The 16,444-nt window shown below is 73.9% G+C and carries 14 protein-coding genes and 1 pseudogene; 6 read left to right on the top strand and 9 right to left on the bottom strand.

What is annotated here, in order from left to right; genetic code table 11:
• Positions 1 to 21: 21 nt before the first annotated feature.
• The gene (locus ACIQU4_RS30045) at positions 22 to 564 is read left to right on the top strand and encodes an FABP family protein (RefSeq protein ID WP_403737220.1); all 543 of its coding nucleotides are present in this window, start codon (positions 22 to 24) and stop codon (positions 562 to 564) included.
• Between the two features lies 1 nt (position 565).
• Here the strand turns inward: ACIQU4_RS30045 and ACIQU4_RS30040 are convergent, their stop codons facing one another.
• On the bottom strand, positions 566 to 970 hold the full coding sequence (locus ACIQU4_RS30040; protein ID WP_403737217.1) for a GntR family transcriptional regulator: 405 nt from the start codon (positions 968 to 970) through the stop codon (positions 566 to 568).
• A gap of 53 nt (positions 971 to 1,023) precedes the next feature.
• Between ACIQU4_RS30040 and ACIQU4_RS30035 the strand changes: the two genes are divergently transcribed.
• The 3 genes from ACIQU4_RS30035 (at position 1,024) to ACIQU4_RS30025 (ending at position 3,728) form a co-directional block, all read left to right on the top strand.
• Complete coding sequence (locus ACIQU4_RS30035; protein ID WP_403737213.1) at positions 1,024 to 1,968, top strand: GNAT family N-acetyltransferase; 945 nt, start codon at positions 1,024 to 1,026, stop codon at positions 1,966 to 1,968.
• Complete coding sequence (locus tag ACIQU4_RS30030) at positions 1,965 to 2,447, top strand: DUF402 domain-containing protein (RefSeq protein WP_403737210.1); 483 nt, start codon at positions 1,965 to 1,967, stop codon at positions 2,445 to 2,447. The genes ACIQU4_RS30035 and ACIQU4_RS30030 overlap by 4 nt, the downstream gene beginning before the upstream one ends.
• A 237-nt stretch (positions 2,448 to 2,684) precedes the next feature.
• Positions 2,685 to 3,728 (top strand): lytic polysaccharide monooxygenase, encoded by a 1,044-nt coding sequence (locus tag ACIQU4_RS30025; RefSeq protein WP_403737208.1) that lies wholly within the window; start codon positions 2,685 to 2,687, stop codon positions 3,726 to 3,728.
• A gap of 40 nt (positions 3,729 to 3,768) precedes the next feature.
• On the opposite strand, the gene ACIQU4_RS30020 is transcribed toward ACIQU4_RS30025, so the two are convergent.
• The 3 genes from ACIQU4_RS30020 to ACIQU4_RS30010 form a co-directional block, all read right to left on the bottom strand.
• Positions 3,769 to 4,635 carry an esterase/lipase family protein gene (locus ACIQU4_RS30020; RefSeq protein ID WP_403737206.1) on the bottom strand — a complete coding sequence of 289 codons (867 nt, stop codon included), beginning with the start codon at positions 4,633 to 4,635 and terminating at the stop codon, positions 3,769 to 3,771.
• A gap of 257 nt (positions 4,636 to 4,892) precedes the next feature.
• Positions 4,893 to 5,882 (bottom strand): hypothetical protein, encoded by a 990-nt coding sequence (locus ACIQU4_RS30015; RefSeq protein ID WP_403737203.1) that lies wholly within the window; start codon positions 5,880 to 5,882, stop codon positions 4,893 to 4,895.
• Positions 5,879 to 9,442, bottom strand: coding sequence for a DNA polymerase III subunit alpha (locus tag ACIQU4_RS30010; protein ID WP_403737200.1), 3,564 nt, complete (start codon positions 9,440 to 9,442; stop codon positions 5,879 to 5,881). Before ACIQU4_RS30010 ends, ACIQU4_RS30015 begins: the two co-directional genes overlap by 4 nt.
• 178 nt (positions 9,443 to 9,620) lie before the next feature.
• Between ACIQU4_RS30010 and ACIQU4_RS30005 the strand changes: the two genes are divergently transcribed.
• The gene (locus ACIQU4_RS30005; protein ID WP_403737198.1) at positions 9,621 to 10,715 is read left to right on the top strand and encodes a DUF3533 domain-containing protein; all 1,095 of its coding nucleotides are present in this window, start codon (positions 9,621 to 9,623) and stop codon (positions 10,713 to 10,715) included.
• Between the two features lie 446 nt (positions 10,716 to 11,161).
• Here ACIQU4_RS30005 and ACIQU4_RS30000 read toward each other — a convergent pair whose 3' ends face one another.
• Together ACIQU4_RS30000 and ACIQU4_RS29995 are read right to left on the bottom strand one after the other, a co-directional pair.
• Positions 11,162 to 12,814, bottom strand: a complete 1,653-nt coding sequence (locus ACIQU4_RS30000) for an amidohydrolase (RefSeq protein ID WP_403737195.1) — start codon at positions 12,812 to 12,814, stop codon at positions 11,162 to 11,164.
• Positions 12,815 to 12,877: 63 nt separating this feature from the next.
• Complete coding sequence (locus tag ACIQU4_RS29995; protein WP_403737192.1) at positions 12,878 to 14,275, bottom strand: purine-cytosine permease family protein; 1,398 nt, start codon at positions 14,273 to 14,275, stop codon at positions 12,878 to 12,880.
• Between the two features lie 231 nt (positions 14,276 to 14,506).
• Between ACIQU4_RS29995 and ACIQU4_RS29990 the strand changes: the two genes are divergently transcribed.
• Complete coding sequence (locus tag ACIQU4_RS29990; protein ID WP_403737651.1) at positions 14,507 to 15,064, top strand: TetR/AcrR family transcriptional regulator; 558 nt, start codon at positions 14,507 to 14,509, stop codon at positions 15,062 to 15,064.
• A 9-nt stretch (positions 15,065 to 15,073) separates the two neighbouring features.
• On the opposite strand, the gene ACIQU4_RS29985 is transcribed toward ACIQU4_RS29990, so the two are convergent.
• From ACIQU4_RS29985 to ACIQU4_RS29975, 3 genes and pseudogenes are all read right to left on the bottom strand, one after another.
• Positions 15,074 to 15,508: a hypothetical protein gene (locus ACIQU4_RS29985; protein WP_403737189.1), complete on the bottom strand. Its 435-nt coding sequence runs from the start codon at positions 15,506 to 15,508 to the stop codon at positions 15,074 to 15,076.
• Positions 15,438 to 15,965, bottom strand: a complete 528-nt coding sequence (locus ACIQU4_RS29980; RefSeq protein ID WP_403737186.1) for an iron-containing alcohol dehydrogenase — start codon at positions 15,963 to 15,965, stop codon at positions 15,438 to 15,440. Before ACIQU4_RS29980 ends, ACIQU4_RS29985 begins: the two co-directional genes overlap by 71 nt.
• Positions 15,966 to 16,029: 64 nt before the next feature.
• A pseudogene (locus tag ACIQU4_RS29975) lies at positions 16,030 to 16,161 on the bottom strand (hypothetical protein); the annotation flags it as partial.
• Positions 16,162 to 16,444: the final 283 nt, after the last annotated feature.

The following is a 16,444-nucleotide window of genomic DNA, read 5'->3' as shown; positions in this document are numbered from 1 at the left end:
CCACCGAGCAGGAGAGTGCACGTGCCCGAGCCGGCGCAGGAGAATCCGTACCCCGACAGCCACGTCCTCGGCGAGGGCCCCGAGCCGCACCCGCAGCTGCGGCCGGTGCTGTCCCTCCTCGGGCGCTGGCACGGCCGGGGCCGCGGCGAATACCCGACCCTGGAGCAGGGGTTCCGGTACGAGCAGGAGATCACCTTCAGCCACGACGGCCGGCCGTTCCTGCGCTACGAGTCGCGGGCCTGGCTGATCGACGAGTCCGGCACGGTCCTGCGCCCCTCGGGACGGGAGTCCGGGTGGTGGCGGGCCCTGCCCGACGCCTCGCTGGAGGTCGTCCTCGCGCACCCGACCGGCATCGTGGAGACGTACGTCGGCCGGGTGTCCGGGACGGAGATCGAGATCGCGACCGACACCGTGGCCCGCACCCCCAAGGCCAAGGAGGTCACCGCCATGCGGCGCCGGTACGCCTTCGGCGACGGGGAGCTGACGATCGAGCAGGACATGGCGGCGATGGGCCGGCCCCTCCAGCACCACCTCCGGGCGCAGCTACTGCGACGCGAGAGCTAGATCAGTTGCCGTAGCGGGCGCGCAGGGCGTCGAGGGCGGCCGCCGTCGCCTCGTCGAAGCTCAGGCCCAGCCGCTTCGCGCGCTCCGCGTAGGCCTGCGCGGCGGTGGCCGCCTCGCGGGCGGCCCCGTCGCCGGCCGCCGCGACGAAGGTCCCGTTCCGGCCGCGGGTCTCGATCACCCCGTCGCCCTCCAGGGCCCGGTAGGCCTTCGCGACCGTGTTCGCCGCCAGCCCCAGCTCCTCGGCGAGCCCGCGCACCGTCGGCAGCTTGTACCCGACCGGCAGCTCCCCCGAGCGCGCCGCCCGCGCGATCTGCGCGCGCAGCTGCTCGTACGGGGCGGCCGCGCCGGCCGCGCCGTCGATCCGGATCTTCAGGTTCGTCGAGGTCACCCGGCGATTCTCCCCCATCCGCCGGGAAATTCGGAGGCATTCGCCCCGCCCCCGCGCCTACGGTCGACGCCATGACCGTAAAGATCCGCGACCTCCGTCCGGGCGATCCTCCGGACGTGGAGTCCGTCGTACAGGTGCGCCGCGCCGCGCTGCCCTTCATGATCACCACACCTGCCGGTCTGGCCCACGCGCTGGCCACCGCGCACCCCGACAAGCGCTACCGCGTCCTCACCGCCGAGACCGAGGACGGCCTCGTCGTGGGCACCGCCGAGCTCGGGCTCGTGTACCGGAGCCCCGAGCCCGGCCAGTCCTTCGTCAACGCCTACGTCGACCCCGCACACCGCGGCCGCGGCGCCGGGACCGCCCTGCTGCACGCGGCCGAGGAGTACCTGGCCGCCGAGGGCGCGGTGGAGACGTACGCCTGGGTCCTCGACGAGCCGGCCCACCGCTCCTTCGCCGAGCGGCGCGGCTACCGCCCCTCCCGCTCCGCGCACTTCCTGCGCCTGGACCTGGCCGCCGGCCCGCTGCCGGAGCTCCCGGCCGTCCTGCCCGCCGGGGTCGAGCTGCGGCCGGCCTCGGCCTTCGCCGCCGACCCGCGCCCGCTGTTCGAGGCCGACGCGGCGGTGTCGGCCGACGAGCCGGGCGACGTGCCGGAGGTGCCGGCCGACTACGAGGACTGGCTGAGCAGCGTCTGGAACGAGCCGACGCTCGACCGGGAGCTGACCCGGGTCGTGCTGGTCGACGGGGTCGTGGCCGCGTTCTGCGCGGCCCGGACCGACGGCGCCGCCCGCTACGGCTCGGCGATGACCGGCACCCTGCGCGCGTTCCGCGGCCGCGGGCTGGCCAAGCTCGCCAAGACGGACTCGCTCCGACGCGCCCGCGCCGCCGGCTACACCGAGGCCTTCACGGGCAACGACACGGGGAACGAGCCGATGCTCGCCGTCAACCAGTGGTTCGGGTACGAGATCTGCGCGACCGAGACGCGCTTCGCCAAGAAGCCGGACAACAGGCCATGACCGACCACCTCACCGTCACCCTCACCAAGGCGGGCCGCACCAAGATCCGCTACCCCGCCGCCCTGGTCGCCGACACGGGCGACCGGATCTCCGTACGGGCCCCCTGGGCGGCGGAGGGCGTACGGGACTTCGGCTTCGTGCGCTTCGAGCCGGGCGACGTGTTCACCGAGCACTTCTGGCGGACCCGCTGGTACGCGGTCAAGGAGGTCCGGACGGGCGAGGGCGTCCTCAAGGGCTGGTACTGCGACATCACGCGCCCGGCGGTGGTGCGGGACGGCGGGATCCTCGTCGAGGACCTGGACCTGGACCTGTGGGTCTCGGCGGACGGAGCGAGCGTCCTGCGGCTGGACGAGGACGAGTTCGCGGCGAGCGGCCTCGGGGAGAGCGACCCGCGGGCGGCGGCCGAAGCCGTGCGCGCCCTCGACGCCCTGGCCGCCCAGGCACACGCACCGGAGGGCCTGACCGCCCTCCTCACCTGATCCGGCTCCCGCGACCCCCTCTTCCTGTCGGCCCGCTTAGTGGTTCCTTAAGCGGACCCTAAGGATCTTCGGGAGGGCCCTGAAAGGGGTGGCGGCGGGGGTGCGGGAGGCTAGCTTGGCGGGGCCGAGGAGGGCATGGGGCGGCGTCGGATCCTGCGGGGGGCGGCGCCGCCCCGCCGGCTCCCGGCACACCCACGACCGTGGTGCCCGCATCGCCGCTCCGAAGGAGATCCACCCATGCCCGCACGCAGCCGCCGCACCGTGACCCGTATCGCCGCAGTCGGCCTCGCCCCGCTCGCGGTGGCCGCGTACGCCGCCGGGCCCGCGGCCGCGCACGGCTCGATGACGGACCCCGTCAGCCGGGTGGCGGCCTGCTACGCGGAGGGGCCGGAGTCGCCGAAGTCGGCCGCCTGCAAGGCGGCGGTGGCGGCGAGCGGCGCCCAGGCGTTCTACGACTGGAACGCGGTGAACATCGCCAACGCGGCGGGCAACCACCGGTCGTTGATCCCGAACGGGCAGCTCTGCTCCGCCGGCAACGACAAGTACCGGGGCCTGGACCTGGCCCGCGCCGACTGGCCGGCCAGCCCGATGACCTCGGGCGCGCACACCTTCCGGTACAAGGGGACCGCCCCGCACAAGGGCTCCTTCGAGCTGTACGTCACGAAGGACGGCTACGACCCGTCGAAGCCGCTGAAGTGGTCGGACCTGGAGCCGGCGCCGTTCGCGAAGGTCACCGACCCTGGCATGCAGAACGGGGACTACGTGTTCTCCGGCAGCGTGCCGAACAAGTCCGGGCGGCACCTGATCTACAGCATCTGGCAGCGCTCGGACAGCCCGGAGGCCTTCTACACCTGCTCCGACGTGGTGTTCGGCAAGGACAACGGCGGGAGCGGCGGCAACGGCGGTGGTACCGGCACCGGCACCGGCACCACCCCGAGCACGAAGCCGAGTACGAAGCCCAGCACCAAGCCCTCCACCGGGGACGGGCGCCCCTCGGACGCACCCAAGGCCCCGACGGACCAGCAGATCGCGGACGGCGAGAGCAAGTCCACCGTGGAGCACAACGGCCACGGCGACAACGACCCGAGGACGAACGGCGCCGCCGCCCTCACCCCGGTCCCGTCGGACTCTCCCGCGGGCACCGACCTCGCCGAGACGGGCGGAAGCGCCGCCACCCCGGCGATCGCGATCGCCGGGGCAGGCGTGCTGGCCGTCGGAGCGGCCGTGCTGTTCGGCGTGGCCCGACGCCGTGCGACGACGCCGGGCCGCCACGGCCGCTAGGCCGTGTCTTTCGGATCATGCCGGGCCCGTCACCTGCGCGTCACTCGAAGACCGACGCGCAGGTGGTCCGGGTCGCGTGCGCCGGGTCGAGGGAGTTGACCGCCTCGTGCCAGGCGATCCGGTCGGTGAGCCCGATGGCGACGTGCTCGGAGAGGTCCAGCGGGCACAGGTCCTGGAGCACGACGTTCCGTACGTTGGAGCCGGTCCCCTGGAGGAAGGCGCTCCGGTACGGCGTGACGACCTCGTCGTACTTCGTCGCGATGACCGTGTACTGGACCCCGGGGACGGTGTCCCCGCCCGCGTTCAGCTTGGTGACGAAGGGGGATCCGGCGATCTGGTCGGCCAGCCCCGGGGTCGCCGAGCTGATCAGGTCCTCGGCGCCGGGGAAGTACGGGAGCAGCTGGGCGAGCCCGTCGAGGGTGGTTCCGTGGTTGTCGGGGGCGAGCCCGATCAGGGCGCCCACCTTGGGGGCGCCGCCGAGGAACTTCAGGTAGTAGTTCGGCATCATGCCGCCCTGCGAGTGGCCGACGATGTCGGTCTTCGCGGCCCCGGTGGAGGCCAGCACCTTGTCGACGAACACCTGGAGCTGGCCGGCCGACTTGTCGATGGGGCCGAGCCCGTTGAAGAAGGGCACGCCGGGCAGTTGCCCGTAGTCGAGCGAGTAGACGCAGTACCCGCGGTGTACGAGGTACGGCGCGAATCCGAGCCAGTTGTCCACGGAGTTGCCGAACGTGCCGTGTACGAGGACGACGGGGCGCGGATGGGCGGCGGAGGGTTTGCAGGACCAGTCGTTCCAGCCGCTGCTGGGTGCGGACGCGGCCTGCGCGGCGCCGGTGGGGGCGACGAGGGCGGCGGCGGCGAGGGTGAGGACGGCCAGCGGGCGGAGCAGGCGTCGCCAGGGCAGCATCGGGTGATCTCCTTGCGGGTCAGGGAAATACGTGGGGGTTCGTCCCGTGATCCGGATCACAAGTGGGTGCTGCTTCGGCCAAATTACGGGCGAGTAGCAAAACTTGAAAGTTACGCGTCAGTAAAAAATGCGTGTCGGGCCCCGGGCGCGAGGCCGGGACGATCGTCCGTCAAGTCGCGCCCGAGGCGGACGCGTTGGCGCCACCACACGGGACCGGCGCCAGGGGGTGTCTTACGGGTCAGGCCGGGCTCGCGCCCCTAGGCCGCGCGGTGGAAGGTGGCCGCCGGGCGGACCGTGCCCGGGCCGAAGCGGGCGTTCGCGCGGTCGACGGCCGCCTCCACCGTCAGGCGGGCCTCGCGGACCGGGTCCAGCGAGATCTGCCGGGACGCCCGCTCGGCGTCCGTGAGGTCCTCGGCGCGCAGCACCATGCCGGTCAGCCGGGCCCGTTGCAGCCCGGCCGCGTCCAGCAGGCGGTACGCCGCCGCCCGCAGGTCCTCGTCGTGCCCGGACGCCTCGGGGAGCCGCCGGGTCCGCTCCCAGCGGGTGCCGCCGGCGAACTGCAGCGTCAGCGACAGGGCCCGGGCGGCCTGGCGGCGGCCGCGCAGCACCGCGCCCAGCCGGACCACCAGGGCGAGGAGCACGGCCCGGGCGTGCGGGCCGTCGAGCTCGTGCCGGGTGAAGCCGCTGCGGACGGCGGCCGACGGGGGCAGGTCCTTCGGGGTGACGGGGCGCGGGTCGATCCCGCAGGCGCGCTCCGCGGCCAGCCGGCCCGCCCGCTGCCCCAGGATCCGCTCGACGGTGCCCGGGGAGACGGCCGCGACCGCACCGATCGTGTGCAGTCCGTACCCGCGAAGCGCCTCCGCCTGCTTGGGGCCGGTGCCGTACAGCGCCTCCACCGGCAGCGGGCCCAGGAAGGCGTCCACCCCGTCCTCGGGCACGGCCAGGACCCCGCCGGGCCCGGGCACCCGGGCGGAGGCCGTCGCCGCCACCGCCCAGGTCCCGGCGACCCCGATCCGTACGTCGGTGCCGAGCCGGGCCAGCGCGCGCAGCCGCACCAGCTCGGCGATCCGGCCGGCGTCCGCGCCGAAGTACCGCCGGGCCCCGCGTACGTGCACCAGCGCCGCCCGGGGCGGCAGGGCCTGCACCGTCGGGGAGAACTCCCGCAGGAGTTCGAGGACCTCGCGGTACCCCTCCTCGGTCAGCGCCGGAGCGCACCGTACGTGCAGGACTCCGTTGGCCGGGGTCATCCCGCGCTCCCCGGGCTGGAGTGCCACAGCTTGCGGCCGGTGGCGGCGCGGTCGCCGGGCGGCTGGAGGTCGGCCCACGGGTTCATCTCGTACCCGGTGGACAGGTGGATGCGGCGCCCGGAATCAGCGGGGCCGGCCGCATGCCCGGCACCCCCGTCACCCCCGGCACCCCCGTCACCCCCGTCACCCCCGTCACCCGGCAGCGGCTCCGCCAGACGGGCCGCGACCGCGTCCAGCCCGCCCGCCGCCCGCAGTTCCACCAGCTCGGCCAGGTCCCAGGCCGCCGCGCCGACCACGCTCAGGCTCTGCGGCCCGCGCCGCTGGACGACCCCGCGTACGAGCAGCAGGAACGAGTGGAAGACGGTGTGCGCGCACGCCTCGTGGCTGTCGTCGAAGAAGGCCAGGTCGACCAGGCCCGTCCCGTCGTCCAGCGTGGTGAAGATGACCCGCCTCCCGGAGCGGATCGGCGGGGTCTGGGTGGCCGCCTTGGCCCCCGCGACCAGCACCGTCCGGCCGTGCTCGACCTCGCGCAGCCTGTGGGCCGGGACCGCCCCCAGCTCCGCGAGGAAGGCGTGGTGGTCCCCCATCAGGTGCCGTGAGGCGTCCATGCCGAGCACGCCCAGCTCCGCGCTGAGCCGCTCCGCCTCGTTCAGGTCGGGCAGGCCGACCGGGGCCGTGGACCGCCCGCCGTCCAGCGGAAGTTGGACACCGCCCGCCCGGGCCCCCGCCGACCGCTGCGCGCCGTGCAGTTCGGCCACGTGCAGCAGCAGGTCGCGCCGGTTGGCGCCGAAGGCGTCCAGCGCTCCGACCTGCGCGAGCCGCCCCGCGACCGGCCGGCTGGGGTGCGCCCGGTCCCAGAAGTCGCGCAGCGATCCGTACGGCTGCCCGTCCTCGATCCGCCGCGCCTCCGCCTCGCCGATGCCGTGGACGTCGGCCAGGGCCAGCCGGAGCCCCCACACCGGCGGAGCCCCGGCCTCGGACACCAGTTCGATGCGGTGGGCCACCGCCGACCGGTTCACGTCCAGCGGCAGCACCGGCACGCCCCGCCGCCGCGCGTCCGCCAGCAGCAGCCGCTTCGGGTACATCCCGGGGTCGTGGGTCAGCAACCCGGCATAGAAGGCCGCCGGGTGATGCACCTTCAGCCACGCCGACTGGTACGTCGGCACGGCGAAGGCCACCGCGTGCGCCTTGCAGAAGCCGTAACTGCCGAACGCCTCGACGATCTCCCAGGTCCGGCCGATCACCTCGGCCGAGTAACCCCGTTCGCCCGCCTTCGCCGCGAACCACACCTTGATCCGCGCCTGCGACTCGGGGTCGGAGAGCCCGCGCCGCACCCGGTCCGCCTCGTCGCGCCCGCAGCCGGTCATGACGTGCACGATCTCGATGATCTGCTCGTGGAAGACCACCACCCCGTACGTCTCGCGCAGCGCGTCCGCCAGGTCCTCGTGCGGGAAGCGGACCGGGGCCCGCCCGTGCCGGGCCTCGATGAACGGCCGCACCATGTCGGCGGCGACCGGCCCGGGCCGGAACAGCGAGATGTCGACGACCAGATCGTGGAAGGTGGCCGGCTGGAGCCGCCCCACCAGATCGCGCTGGCCCGGCGATTCGATCTGGAAGCAGCCCAGCGTCTCGGCCGAGCGGATCAGTTCGTACGTCGCCCCGTCGCCCGGCGGCACCTGCGCCGGGTCGTCCAGGTCGAGTTCCTCCCCCGAACCGCGCCGGATCTCCGCGACGGCGTGCGCCATCGCGGACTGCATCCGTACGCCCAGCACGTCGAGCTTGAGCAGCCCGAGCTCCTCCACGTCGTCCTTGTCGAACTGGGACATCGGGAAACCCTCGCCGCTGGTGGGCACCACGGGGGTGCGGGCGAGCAGCGAGGCGTCGGAGAGCAGCACCCCGCACGGGTGCATGGCGATCCCGCGCGGCAGCGCGTCCAGCGCCTCGACGAGCTCCCACAGCCGCCCGTGCTCCTCGCCGCGTACGTCGCGCAGTTCGGGGAGCTCGGCCAGGGCCGTGCGGGCGTCGCGGGCCCGGATGTGCGGGAAGGCCTTGGCGAGCCGGTCGACGGTGGCCGGGTCCATGGACAGGGCGGCCCCGACGTCGCGGATCGCGTGCCGGACCCGGTAGGTCTCGGGCATGGAGACGGTGGCGACGCGTTCGGTGCCGAAGCGGTCGATGATCCGCCGGTAGACCTCCAGCCGGCGGGCGGACTCCACGTCGATGTCGATGTCGGGCAGGACGTGGCGGCGCTTGGACAGGAACCGCTCCATCAGCAGGCCCTGCTCGACGGGGTCGGCGTGGGCGATGCCGAGGAGGTGGTTGACGAGGGAGCCGGCACCGGAGCCGCGGGCGGCCACCCGGATGCCCATCTCCCGTACGTCTTCCACGACTTGGGTGACCGTCAGGAAGTACGAGGCGTACCCGTGGTAGGCGATGATGTCCAGCTCGTGGTGCATCCGCTCCCAGTACGCGCGGTCGTCGGCGTAACCGCGCAGCACCATGCCTGCGGAGGCCCTGGAGGCGAGGACCCGCTGGGCGGTGCGGTGGGCCGCGCCGACGAGGTGGGCCTCGGGGAAGTGCACGGAGCCCATGCCGAGGTCGTCCTCGGGGTCCACCGCGCAGGCCTCGGCGGTACGCCGGGTCTGCGCGAGCAGCCCGCGCGCGTCGGCGGGGCGCAGGCCGGCCGCCCGGCAGATCCGGTCGGCCGCCGCGGCCATGGCGGCGGGGTCCTTGAGCCAGCGCTCGCCGCCGTCGAGGGCGCGGGGGTCGATGGGGACGAGCCGGCGGGCCGCGTCGAGGACGTCGGCGACGGGGCCCTGGCCGGGGTCGGCGTACCGGACGGCGTTGGTCAGCACGGCCGGGACGCCCTGCTCGGCGGCGAAGCCGACCGTACGGGCGGCCAGGCGCAGCGAGCCGGAGCCGGTGCCGGCGCGGCCGTGGTCGACGGCCTCCAGGCGGAGGGAGTCCCCGTAGATCTCCCGCCAGGGCGCGAGCAGCCGGGCGGCCCGGTCCGGCCGGCCGGCCGCCAGCGCCCGCCCCACTTCGGACCCGGGCCCGAGCAGTACGCAGACCCCTTCGCCGCGCAGTTCCACCCAGGGCAGCACCGGCAGGCCGTCGCCGGCGTGGGCGTGGGCGTGGGCGTGGGCGGCGGTGACCATACGGCACAGCTCGGCCCAGCCGGCGGCGCCGTCGCGGGCCAGGAAGGTGGCCCGGGGTGCGGACTCGTCGACGAAGGCGCCGCCGACGACGGGGGTCCGCCGCCGGTAGGACGCCTCGCCGGAGCCGCCCGAGCCGGCCGGTCCGCCCGGCCCCGCGGAGCCCCCCGGCCCCGCGGAGCCCGCTGCGGGCGACACGGCCAGGTCGACCCCGAACAGCGGCCGGATCCCGGCCTTGGCGCAGGCCTTCGCGAACCGGACGGCGCCCGCGAGGGTGTCGCGGTCGGTCAGGGCGAGGGCGTCCATGCCCCGGTCGGCGGCGCGTTCCGCCAGCCGTTCGGGGTGGGAGCCTCCGTAGCGCATGGAGAACCCCGAAACGGTGTGCAGATGCGTAAAACCAGGCACCCGCGGCCTCCCTGCTTCGCTCGAACGTGAACACCACCCCCGTCTCCACCATAGAGCAATTCGAATATTCGTGCGAAACATTCGTTCGATGACCCTGCTGGTCCGGCCGCCTCCCGCCCGTCATCCGTTCGGCCCGCCCCTGCTGCGCCCCACCCCCCGTACGCCGAGCGTGTGAGACATGACCCAGCCCACCTCCCCGCCTCCGCCCGCCGGGTTCCTCGCCGAGGTCAAGGACGCCGTGACCGTCCGGGCCGCCCTGCTGCTCGTGGGGGTGCTGGCGCTCCAGCTCGCCTTCATCACCTCGTACATCGGCGCCTTCCACCGGCCCGTGCCCAGCGAGATCCCGATCGCCGTGGCCGCCCCCGCCCGGCCGGTCGCCGAGCAGTCCGCGCAGCAGCTCGCCGATCTGCCCGGGAAACCGCTCGACCCGCACGCGGTGAAGGACGAGGCGGCCGCGATGGCGGAGGTGGAGAACCGGGACGCGGACGGGGCGCTGGTCATCGACCCGGCCGGCCCGACCGACCGGCTGCTGGTCGCGAGCGGCGCGGGCGCCTCGCTCTCCCAGGCCCTCGAACAGGTCGTCGGCCGCGTCGAGCAGGCCCGGGGCCGGGCCGTCCGGGTCGTCGACGTGGCCCCGGCCGCCGCGGGCGACGCACGCGGGCTGAGCGCCTTCTACCTCGTCATCGGCTGGTGCGTCGGCGGCTACCTGTGCGCCGCGATCCTCGCGATCAGCGCCGGAGCGCGGCCCGCCAACTCCCACCGCGCCTTCATCCGGCTCGGCGCGCTGCTGCTGTACGCGATCGCCGCCGGTCTGCTCGGCACGGTCATCGCGGGCCCGATCCTGGGTGCGCTGCCCGGCGGCATCACGGCCCTGTGGGGGCTCGGCACCCTGGTCGTCTTCGCGGTCGGGGCGATCACCCTGGCCTTCCAGGGGGTGGCGGGCGTCGTCGGCATCGGCCTGGCGATCCTGCTGGTGGTGGTGTTCGGCAATCCGAGCGCGGGCGGCGCCTACCCGTACCCGCTGCTGCCGCCGTTCTGGAGGGCCATCGGCCCGGCGCTGCCACCGGGCGCGGGCACGTACGCCGCGCGCTCGATCACGTACTTCAAGGGCAACGCCGCGGCCGGGCCGATGCTGGTGCTGGCCGCCTGGGCGGTGCTCGGCTCGGCCGTCACCGTGGCCTGCGCGGTCTTCCGCAAGGGCCGCCCGGGCCCCGCCGTGGGCAGCGGGCTCCCGCAGGACACGCCCTCCGGTGAGGGGGCGGCGGCCCGATGAGCACCCCGGGCAGCGGTGGCGGCAGGAGCGGCAGCGAGCGGGCAACGGCCTCCTCGGGTTCCGCAACCGCCAGGGCCCCGCCGCACAGGCCGTCTCCGTCAAGCGGATGGAGCCCAGCGCCCAGGCCCAGCTGGGCGCGCTCGGCCTCACCGGCTTCATCGTGGCCACCGTCACCGTCACCGTTAGCGTCATCGCCACCGTCATCGCCACCGGGATCGACGCGGGCGTCTTCCCCGAAAGCTCGGCCACTCGGTGCTGCCGCTGGTCGGCTTCTTCATCGGCGGCCTCGCCCAGCTGCTGGTCGGGCTCTTCCGGCCCAGCGCGGCGACACCCGGCACGCCACCGTCTTCGGCGGCTTCGGCCTGTCCCGGATGTCCAAGGCCTGCCTGCTCCAGTGGGTTCACCGGGTCGCTTCGGACGGCCCGACGCCACTTTGACGACACTCCCTAGGGCGCGGTGTGGACCACCTCGCCCGCGACCACCACCGTCTCGGCCACCGTGCCCGGGATCCGCTCCGGGGCCACGGCCAGGATGTCCCGGGACAGCACCACGAAGTCCGCCGCCTTGCCCACCGTCAGCGAACCCCGGTCCGCCTCCAGGAAGTTGGCGTACGCCGAGCCCATCGTGTAGCCGTACACCGCCGTCGCCACGTCCACCGTCTCGGCCGGCTGCCACGGGTCTCCGCCGTCCAGCGGGCGGCGGGTGACCGCCGTGTAGATCCCGATCATCGGGTCCATCTCGGCCACGTTCCAGTCGCTGGAGAACGCCAGCACCGCCCCCGCCCCCGCCAGGCTCCGCATCGGCCACGCCTTGTGCCAGCGGTCCTCGCCCACGTTCTCCGCCCAGTCCTGGCCCGGCCCGGCGATCTCCGGCGCACAGTGCCTCGGCTGCATGCAGGCCACCACGCCGAGTTCGGCGAAGCGCGGCACGTCCGCCGGGTCCAGGCATTCCACGTGCACCACCTGGTGGCGCGCGTCCCGCGGCCCGTTGACCGTACGGGCGTGCTCGACGGCGTCCAGGACCGTACGGATCCCCCGGTCGCCCGTGGCGTGCACGAAGCACTGGAACCCGCGCGCGTCGAGGCGCGCCAGCAGCTCCGCGAACTCCTCCGCCGGGTAGAAGGTCTCGCCCCGGTGCGCCCCGCACCCGGTGTACGGCTCCAGCAGCGCGGCCGTGCGCGGCTCGACCACGTCGTCGATGTACAGCTTGAGCGGCCCGACCCGCAGCCGGTCCCCCGGGTACCTGCGGGCCGCCGCCGCGAACGCGTCGAGCTCCTCCCCGGTCGTGCCGCGCGGGTGGAACAGCGCCGCCACGATCCGCGAGCGCAGCCGGCCCTCGGCGCGGGCCCGCTCGTACAGCTCCAGGTCGTCCAGGGAGTTCTGCGGTTCCACGACCGTGGTGATGCCGAAGCCGATCGCGTCGTCCAGGCTCTTGGCGAGGCGCCCGTACTGCCGGTCCGGCGAGGCCCACGGCACGCCGAGCTCGCGCAGCGCCCGGTGGCCGTCCCGGGAGAGCCCCTTGATCGCGAAGTCCTTGACGAAGCCGGTGGGTTCGCCGGTCTCCGGGTCGACGGCCGCGGTGCCGAACGGCAGGTCGGTACGGTCCTTCGCGACCCCGAGCCGGCGCATCGCGGCCGTGTTCAGCCAGGCCGTGTGCACGTCGTACGAGAGCACGATCGCCGGGACCTCCCCGGTGACCGGGTCGAGGTCGGCGGCGGTGGGCATCCGCCCGCCCGGGATCGCGGAGTAGTCGAAGGCCTCGGCCTCGATCCACTCGGCGTCCGGGTGGGCCTCCCGCCAGGCACCGATCCGGTCGAGGATCGCCTCCAGGGTGCGCACCCCGGCGAGCTGCACGCAGGCGTCGTCGGAGCCGAGCCGGACGTGGTTGTGGGCGTCGACGAAGCCGGGCAGCACCAGCCGGCCGCCCGCGTCGATCCGCTCGGTGTGCGGCCCGGCCCAGGCGGCGGCCTCCGCGTCGCGGCCGAGCCAGACGATCCGGCCGTCGGACACGGCGAGGGCCTCGGCCTCGGGCAGGTCCGGGTCGACGGTGTGGATCCGGGCTCCGGTGAGCAGCAGGTCGGCGGGGAACGGGTGCGGCATGGGTGGTGCTCCTGTGCAGAGGGGGCAGAGAGGGGCAGCGGTGGCGGTACGGGGAGGACGAACTCAGGCGGCGGGGACGTACGAGGGCACCCGGCGGGCGAGGACCCAGTAGGTGAGCGCGGAGACGACCGAGCCGAGCAGGGTCAGGTCGGCGCCGCCGAGCGGGGCCACCAGCGGGCCGGTCCACAGCTCGGAATCACAGGTCAGCGCGGCGAAGGCCATACCGGCCAGCAGTGCGGCCATACCGGCGGGGTGGTAGCCGGCCCGGTACCAGTAGGCGCCCGCGCTCCCGGCGTGCAGTGCGTCGGAGTCGTAGCGGCAGCGGCGCATCAGCATGTCGGCGAGGAAGACCCCGCCCCAGGGCGCGAACACGATGATCAGCAGGGAGAGGAAGGAGAGCAGCGAGGTGGTGAAGTCGGTCAGGAAGAGCGCGGCGAGCGATCCGGCGGCGGTGACCGCGGCGCTGATCACGATGGCGCGGGCGCGGCTCCACGGGATGCCGAGGACCTGGAGGTTCAGGCTGGACGAGTAGAGGGTGATGATCGAGTTGGTGACGGAGCCGCCGAGGACCAGGGCCAGGAACACCGGCTTGAACCAGCCCGGGAGCAGGCTCTCGGCCCCCGCGACGGCGTCGGTCATGTCGGTCCGCGTGGCGGCGGCGACCCCGGCGACGCCGAGGGCGACGGAGGAGACGAATCCGCCGAGCGCCCCCATCCAGGTGATCGACTTCAGCGAGGTGGTCCGGGGCAGGTAGCGGGTGTAGTCGGCGGGCATCGGCAGGTACGAGAAGGGTCCGGCCAGCATCACGACGAAGGCCAGGCTCCAGCCGGACAGGCCCGGGGCGCCGGCGCCGGCCGGGGCGCCGGTCTCGGCACCGGGCAGGAGGAAGACGAGCAGCGCGCCGAAGCCGAGGGCGAGGACGTAGGCCATCCAGCGCTCGGCGAACTGCACGGTGGCGTGGCCCCACATCGCGACGGCGAAGGTGAGCGCGAGGGTGATGCCGAGCGCGAGGGCCCGTGCCGCCGTGCCTTCGCCGAGGCCGACCTCGGCGAAGAACACCTCCAGGGCGAGGGTGCCGACCACGGTGTTGACGATGGTGTAGCCGATGCTCACCACCCAGTTCAGGACGCCGGCCGGGAAGTTCCCGCGGACCCCGAAGGCGGCCCGGGAGATGACGAGGGTGGCGGTGCCGGTGCGGATGCCGCTGAGCCCGGCGGCGCTGACCGCGAAGAAGGACAGTCCGCTGATCACGACGACGGCGGTGGCCTGCCAGAAGGAGAGGCCGAAGGCCACGGCGAGGGCGCCGTTGATCACGTAGGTGAAGGTGAGGTTGGAGCCGAACCAGAGCCAGAAGAGGTCCTGGGCGCCGCCGTGCCGCTCGGCGTCGGGGATGGGGTCGATGCCGTGGGTCTCGACCCGGAACACCTCGTCGACGTCGGCCGTCGTCTCCTGCTGCGTCATGCGCCGTACCCCTGACTGTGGACCCACTGAACCTTGAATGACGTTCTAAGTTCTTGAATGGCATTCAAGATGCGCCGCCGATCGGGACCGCGTCAAGACCCTGTCCGGGATAAGGTCGGGCCACGAAGATCGGGAAGGCGGCACGGGGTGGCGGGAGCGGCGGGAGCGGCAGGAGCAGCCGGGTCTGCGGGGGCGGCGCGGCGGCGCGACGGGCGGATCGCCCAGGAGCGGATGCTGGAAGAGGCCATGGCGGCGATCGCCGAGGGCGGGCTCGCGGAGCTCACCATGTCCGCGCTCGCCGAGCGGCTCGGCACCAGCGGCGGCCACATCCTCTACTACTTCGGCAGCAAGGACCGGCTCCTGCTGGCCGCCCTGCGCTGGAGCGAGGACCGACTCGCCGCGGAGCGCGCGCAGTTGCTGGCCCGCCGGGTCACCGCGCACCGCAAGCTCGCGCTCTTCCTGGAGCTGTACCTGCCGCGCGGTCCGCGCGATCCGCGCTGGACCCTGTGGATCGAACTGTGGGCCCGCACCCCCGCCAACGAGGACCTGCGCGCCGCCCAGCAGGAGATCGACGACGGCTGGCAGCGGGACTTGGAGGCCCTGCTCGCGAAGGGCGTGGACCAGGGCCGCTTCGCCGGAGCCCTGGACGTGCCCGCCCGCGCCTCGGAGCTGCTCGCACTGCTGGACGGGCTGAGCACCCGCGTGGTGCTCGGGCAGCGCGGCGCCGACCGGGCCGCGTCCCTGGCGCGGGCCCGCTCGGCGGCGGCCCTGCTCGTCCCGCACGTCTAGGTCCCACCGTCAGGCGCTCGGCGTGGCCTCCGCGGCGCCGTAGTACGCCTGCCGCACGAGCCGCTGCATGCCGTCGGTCATCGGCATCCGCGGGTTCGCGGGCGCGCGCTGGTCGGCGTACGCGTTCATGGCCGGTGCCGGCAGGGCCTCCAGGAGGGCCTGCTCGTCCACGCCCTCCTCCGCGAAGGAGGCCGGGATCCCGCACTTGGCGCTCAGCTCCTCAACGGCGCGTGTGTACGAGCCGACGCCCTCGGCCGGGGTCGCGGCCGGCAGGCCGAGCAGCTTCGCGATCTCCTGGAACGCTCCGGGGCCCGGTAGGCCTCGGCCTTCGGCCACGGGGCGGCCTTGCGCGTGACGGTGCCGTTGTACCGGATCACGTGCGGCAGCAGGGCGTTGGTCCGGCCGTGGGCCACGCGGAAGGTGTTGCCCCAGGGTGTGCGCCATGGCGTGGACCAGGCCCAGGAAGGCGTTGGCGAAAGCCATGCCCGCCACCGCCCCGGGATTGTTCGGCCCGTCCACCACGCAGCGCCTCCAGGTTCTCAAAGACGAGCTTGACGGCCTGGAGGCAGAGGCCGTCCGTGTAGTCGTTGGCGTACGCGGACACGTACGCCTCGGTGGCGTGCATCAGGGCGTCGAAGCCGGAGTCCGCGGTCAAGGCGGCCGGCAGCCCCATCGGGAGCACCGGGTCGACGACGGCCACGTTCGGGGTCAGCGCGCAGTCGGCCAGCGGGTACTTCCGGGCAGCGGCCGGGTCGGAGATGACGGCGAACGGGGTGACCTCGGAGCCGGTGCCCGAGGTGGTCGGGATGGCCACCATCCAGGCCTTCTCGCCCAGCGCGGGGAACGTGTAGGCCCGCTTGAGGACGTCGAAGAACTTCTCCTTGGCGTCCGCGAACTCCACCTCGGGGCGATCGCTCGCGCATCAGCGCGGCGCCCGCCCGGACGGCGGCGAGCTCCGGGTTGGGCTCGACGTCGTCGATGACCTGGACGGCGACGGAGCCCTCCCGGGCCCGCAGGATGTCGGTCACCCTCAGCGCGAAGCCCAGCGCCGCCATCGTCTTGTCGGTGACGATCGAGACCCGGCTGATGCCGTCCATCTCGCCCAGGTGCGGAGGGAGATGCGCTCGGGAGGAAGGCGTTGTAGACGTCGCCGATCTGATACCTCGATTCGACACCCGGAAACCGAAGGCCGCCGCCCCGGCAAAGCCCTTTCCTGCCGGGCCGAAGGGCCGTTCACGTCCGTTCGCTCGCCCCATCACAGGGCATCTGAGCTGCAGTTCCAGGCAGGGAGCAAAGACCCATGCGCGCTTGTGAAATCCTTCACAAGAATTCCCGCATTCCGCATCCTCTGGTCCTGCGCGAGCGGTCCGTGCTTCCATC

It is taken from the genome of Streptomyces sp. NPDC090741 (assembly GCF_044769045.1).
Classification (GTDB): domain Bacteria; phylum Actinomycetota; class Actinomycetes; order Streptomycetales; family Streptomycetaceae; genus Streptomyces.
The sequence above is the reverse complement of the archived record's forward strand: the minus strand, read 5'-3'. Positions and strand labels throughout refer to the sequence as shown.

Excerpts from the sequence above, each read along its gene's own strand:
- ACIQU4_RS30040 (WP_403737217.1), bottom strand. The coding sequence starts at position 970 with ATGGGGGAGAATCGCCGGGTGACCTCGACGAACCTGAAGATCCGGATC.
- ACIQU4_RS30035 (WP_403737213.1), top strand. The coding sequence starts at position 1,024 with ATGACCGTAAAGATCCGCGACCTCCGTCCGGGCGATCCTCCGGACGTG.
- ACIQU4_RS30030 (WP_403737210.1), top strand. The coding sequence starts at position 1,965 with ATGACCGACCACCTCACCGTCACCCTCACCAAGGCGGGCCGCACCAAG.
- ACIQU4_RS30025 (WP_403737208.1), top strand. The coding sequence starts at position 2,685 with ATGCCCGCACGCAGCCGCCGCACCGTGACCCGTATCGCCGCAGTCGGC.
- ACIQU4_RS30020 (WP_403737206.1), bottom strand. The coding sequence starts at position 4,635 with ATGCTGCCCTGGCGACGCCTGCTCCGCCCGCTGGCCGTCCTCACCCTC.
- ACIQU4_RS30015 (WP_403737203.1), bottom strand. The coding sequence starts at position 5,882 with ATGACCCCGGCCAACGGAGTCCTGCACGTACGGTGCGCTCCGGCGCTG.
- ACIQU4_RS30005 (WP_403737198.1), top strand. The coding sequence starts at position 9,621 with ATGACCCAGCCCACCTCCCCGCCTCCGCCCGCCGGGTTCCTCGCCGAG.
- ACIQU4_RS30000 (WP_403737195.1), bottom strand. The coding sequence starts at position 12,814 with ATGCCGCACCCGTTCCCCGCCGACCTGCTGCTCACCGGAGCCCGGATC.
- ACIQU4_RS29995 (WP_403737192.1), bottom strand. The coding sequence starts at position 14,275 with ATGACGCAGCAGGAGACGACGGCCGACGTCGACGAGGTGTTCCGGGTC.
- ACIQU4_RS29990 (WP_403737651.1), top strand. The coding sequence starts at position 14,507 with ATGCTGGAAGAGGCCATGGCGGCGATCGCCGAGGGCGGGCTCGCGGAG.
- ACIQU4_RS29985 (WP_403737189.1), bottom strand. The coding sequence starts at position 15,508 with ATGGCGCACACCCTGGGGCAACACCTTCCGCGTGGCCCACGGCCGGAC.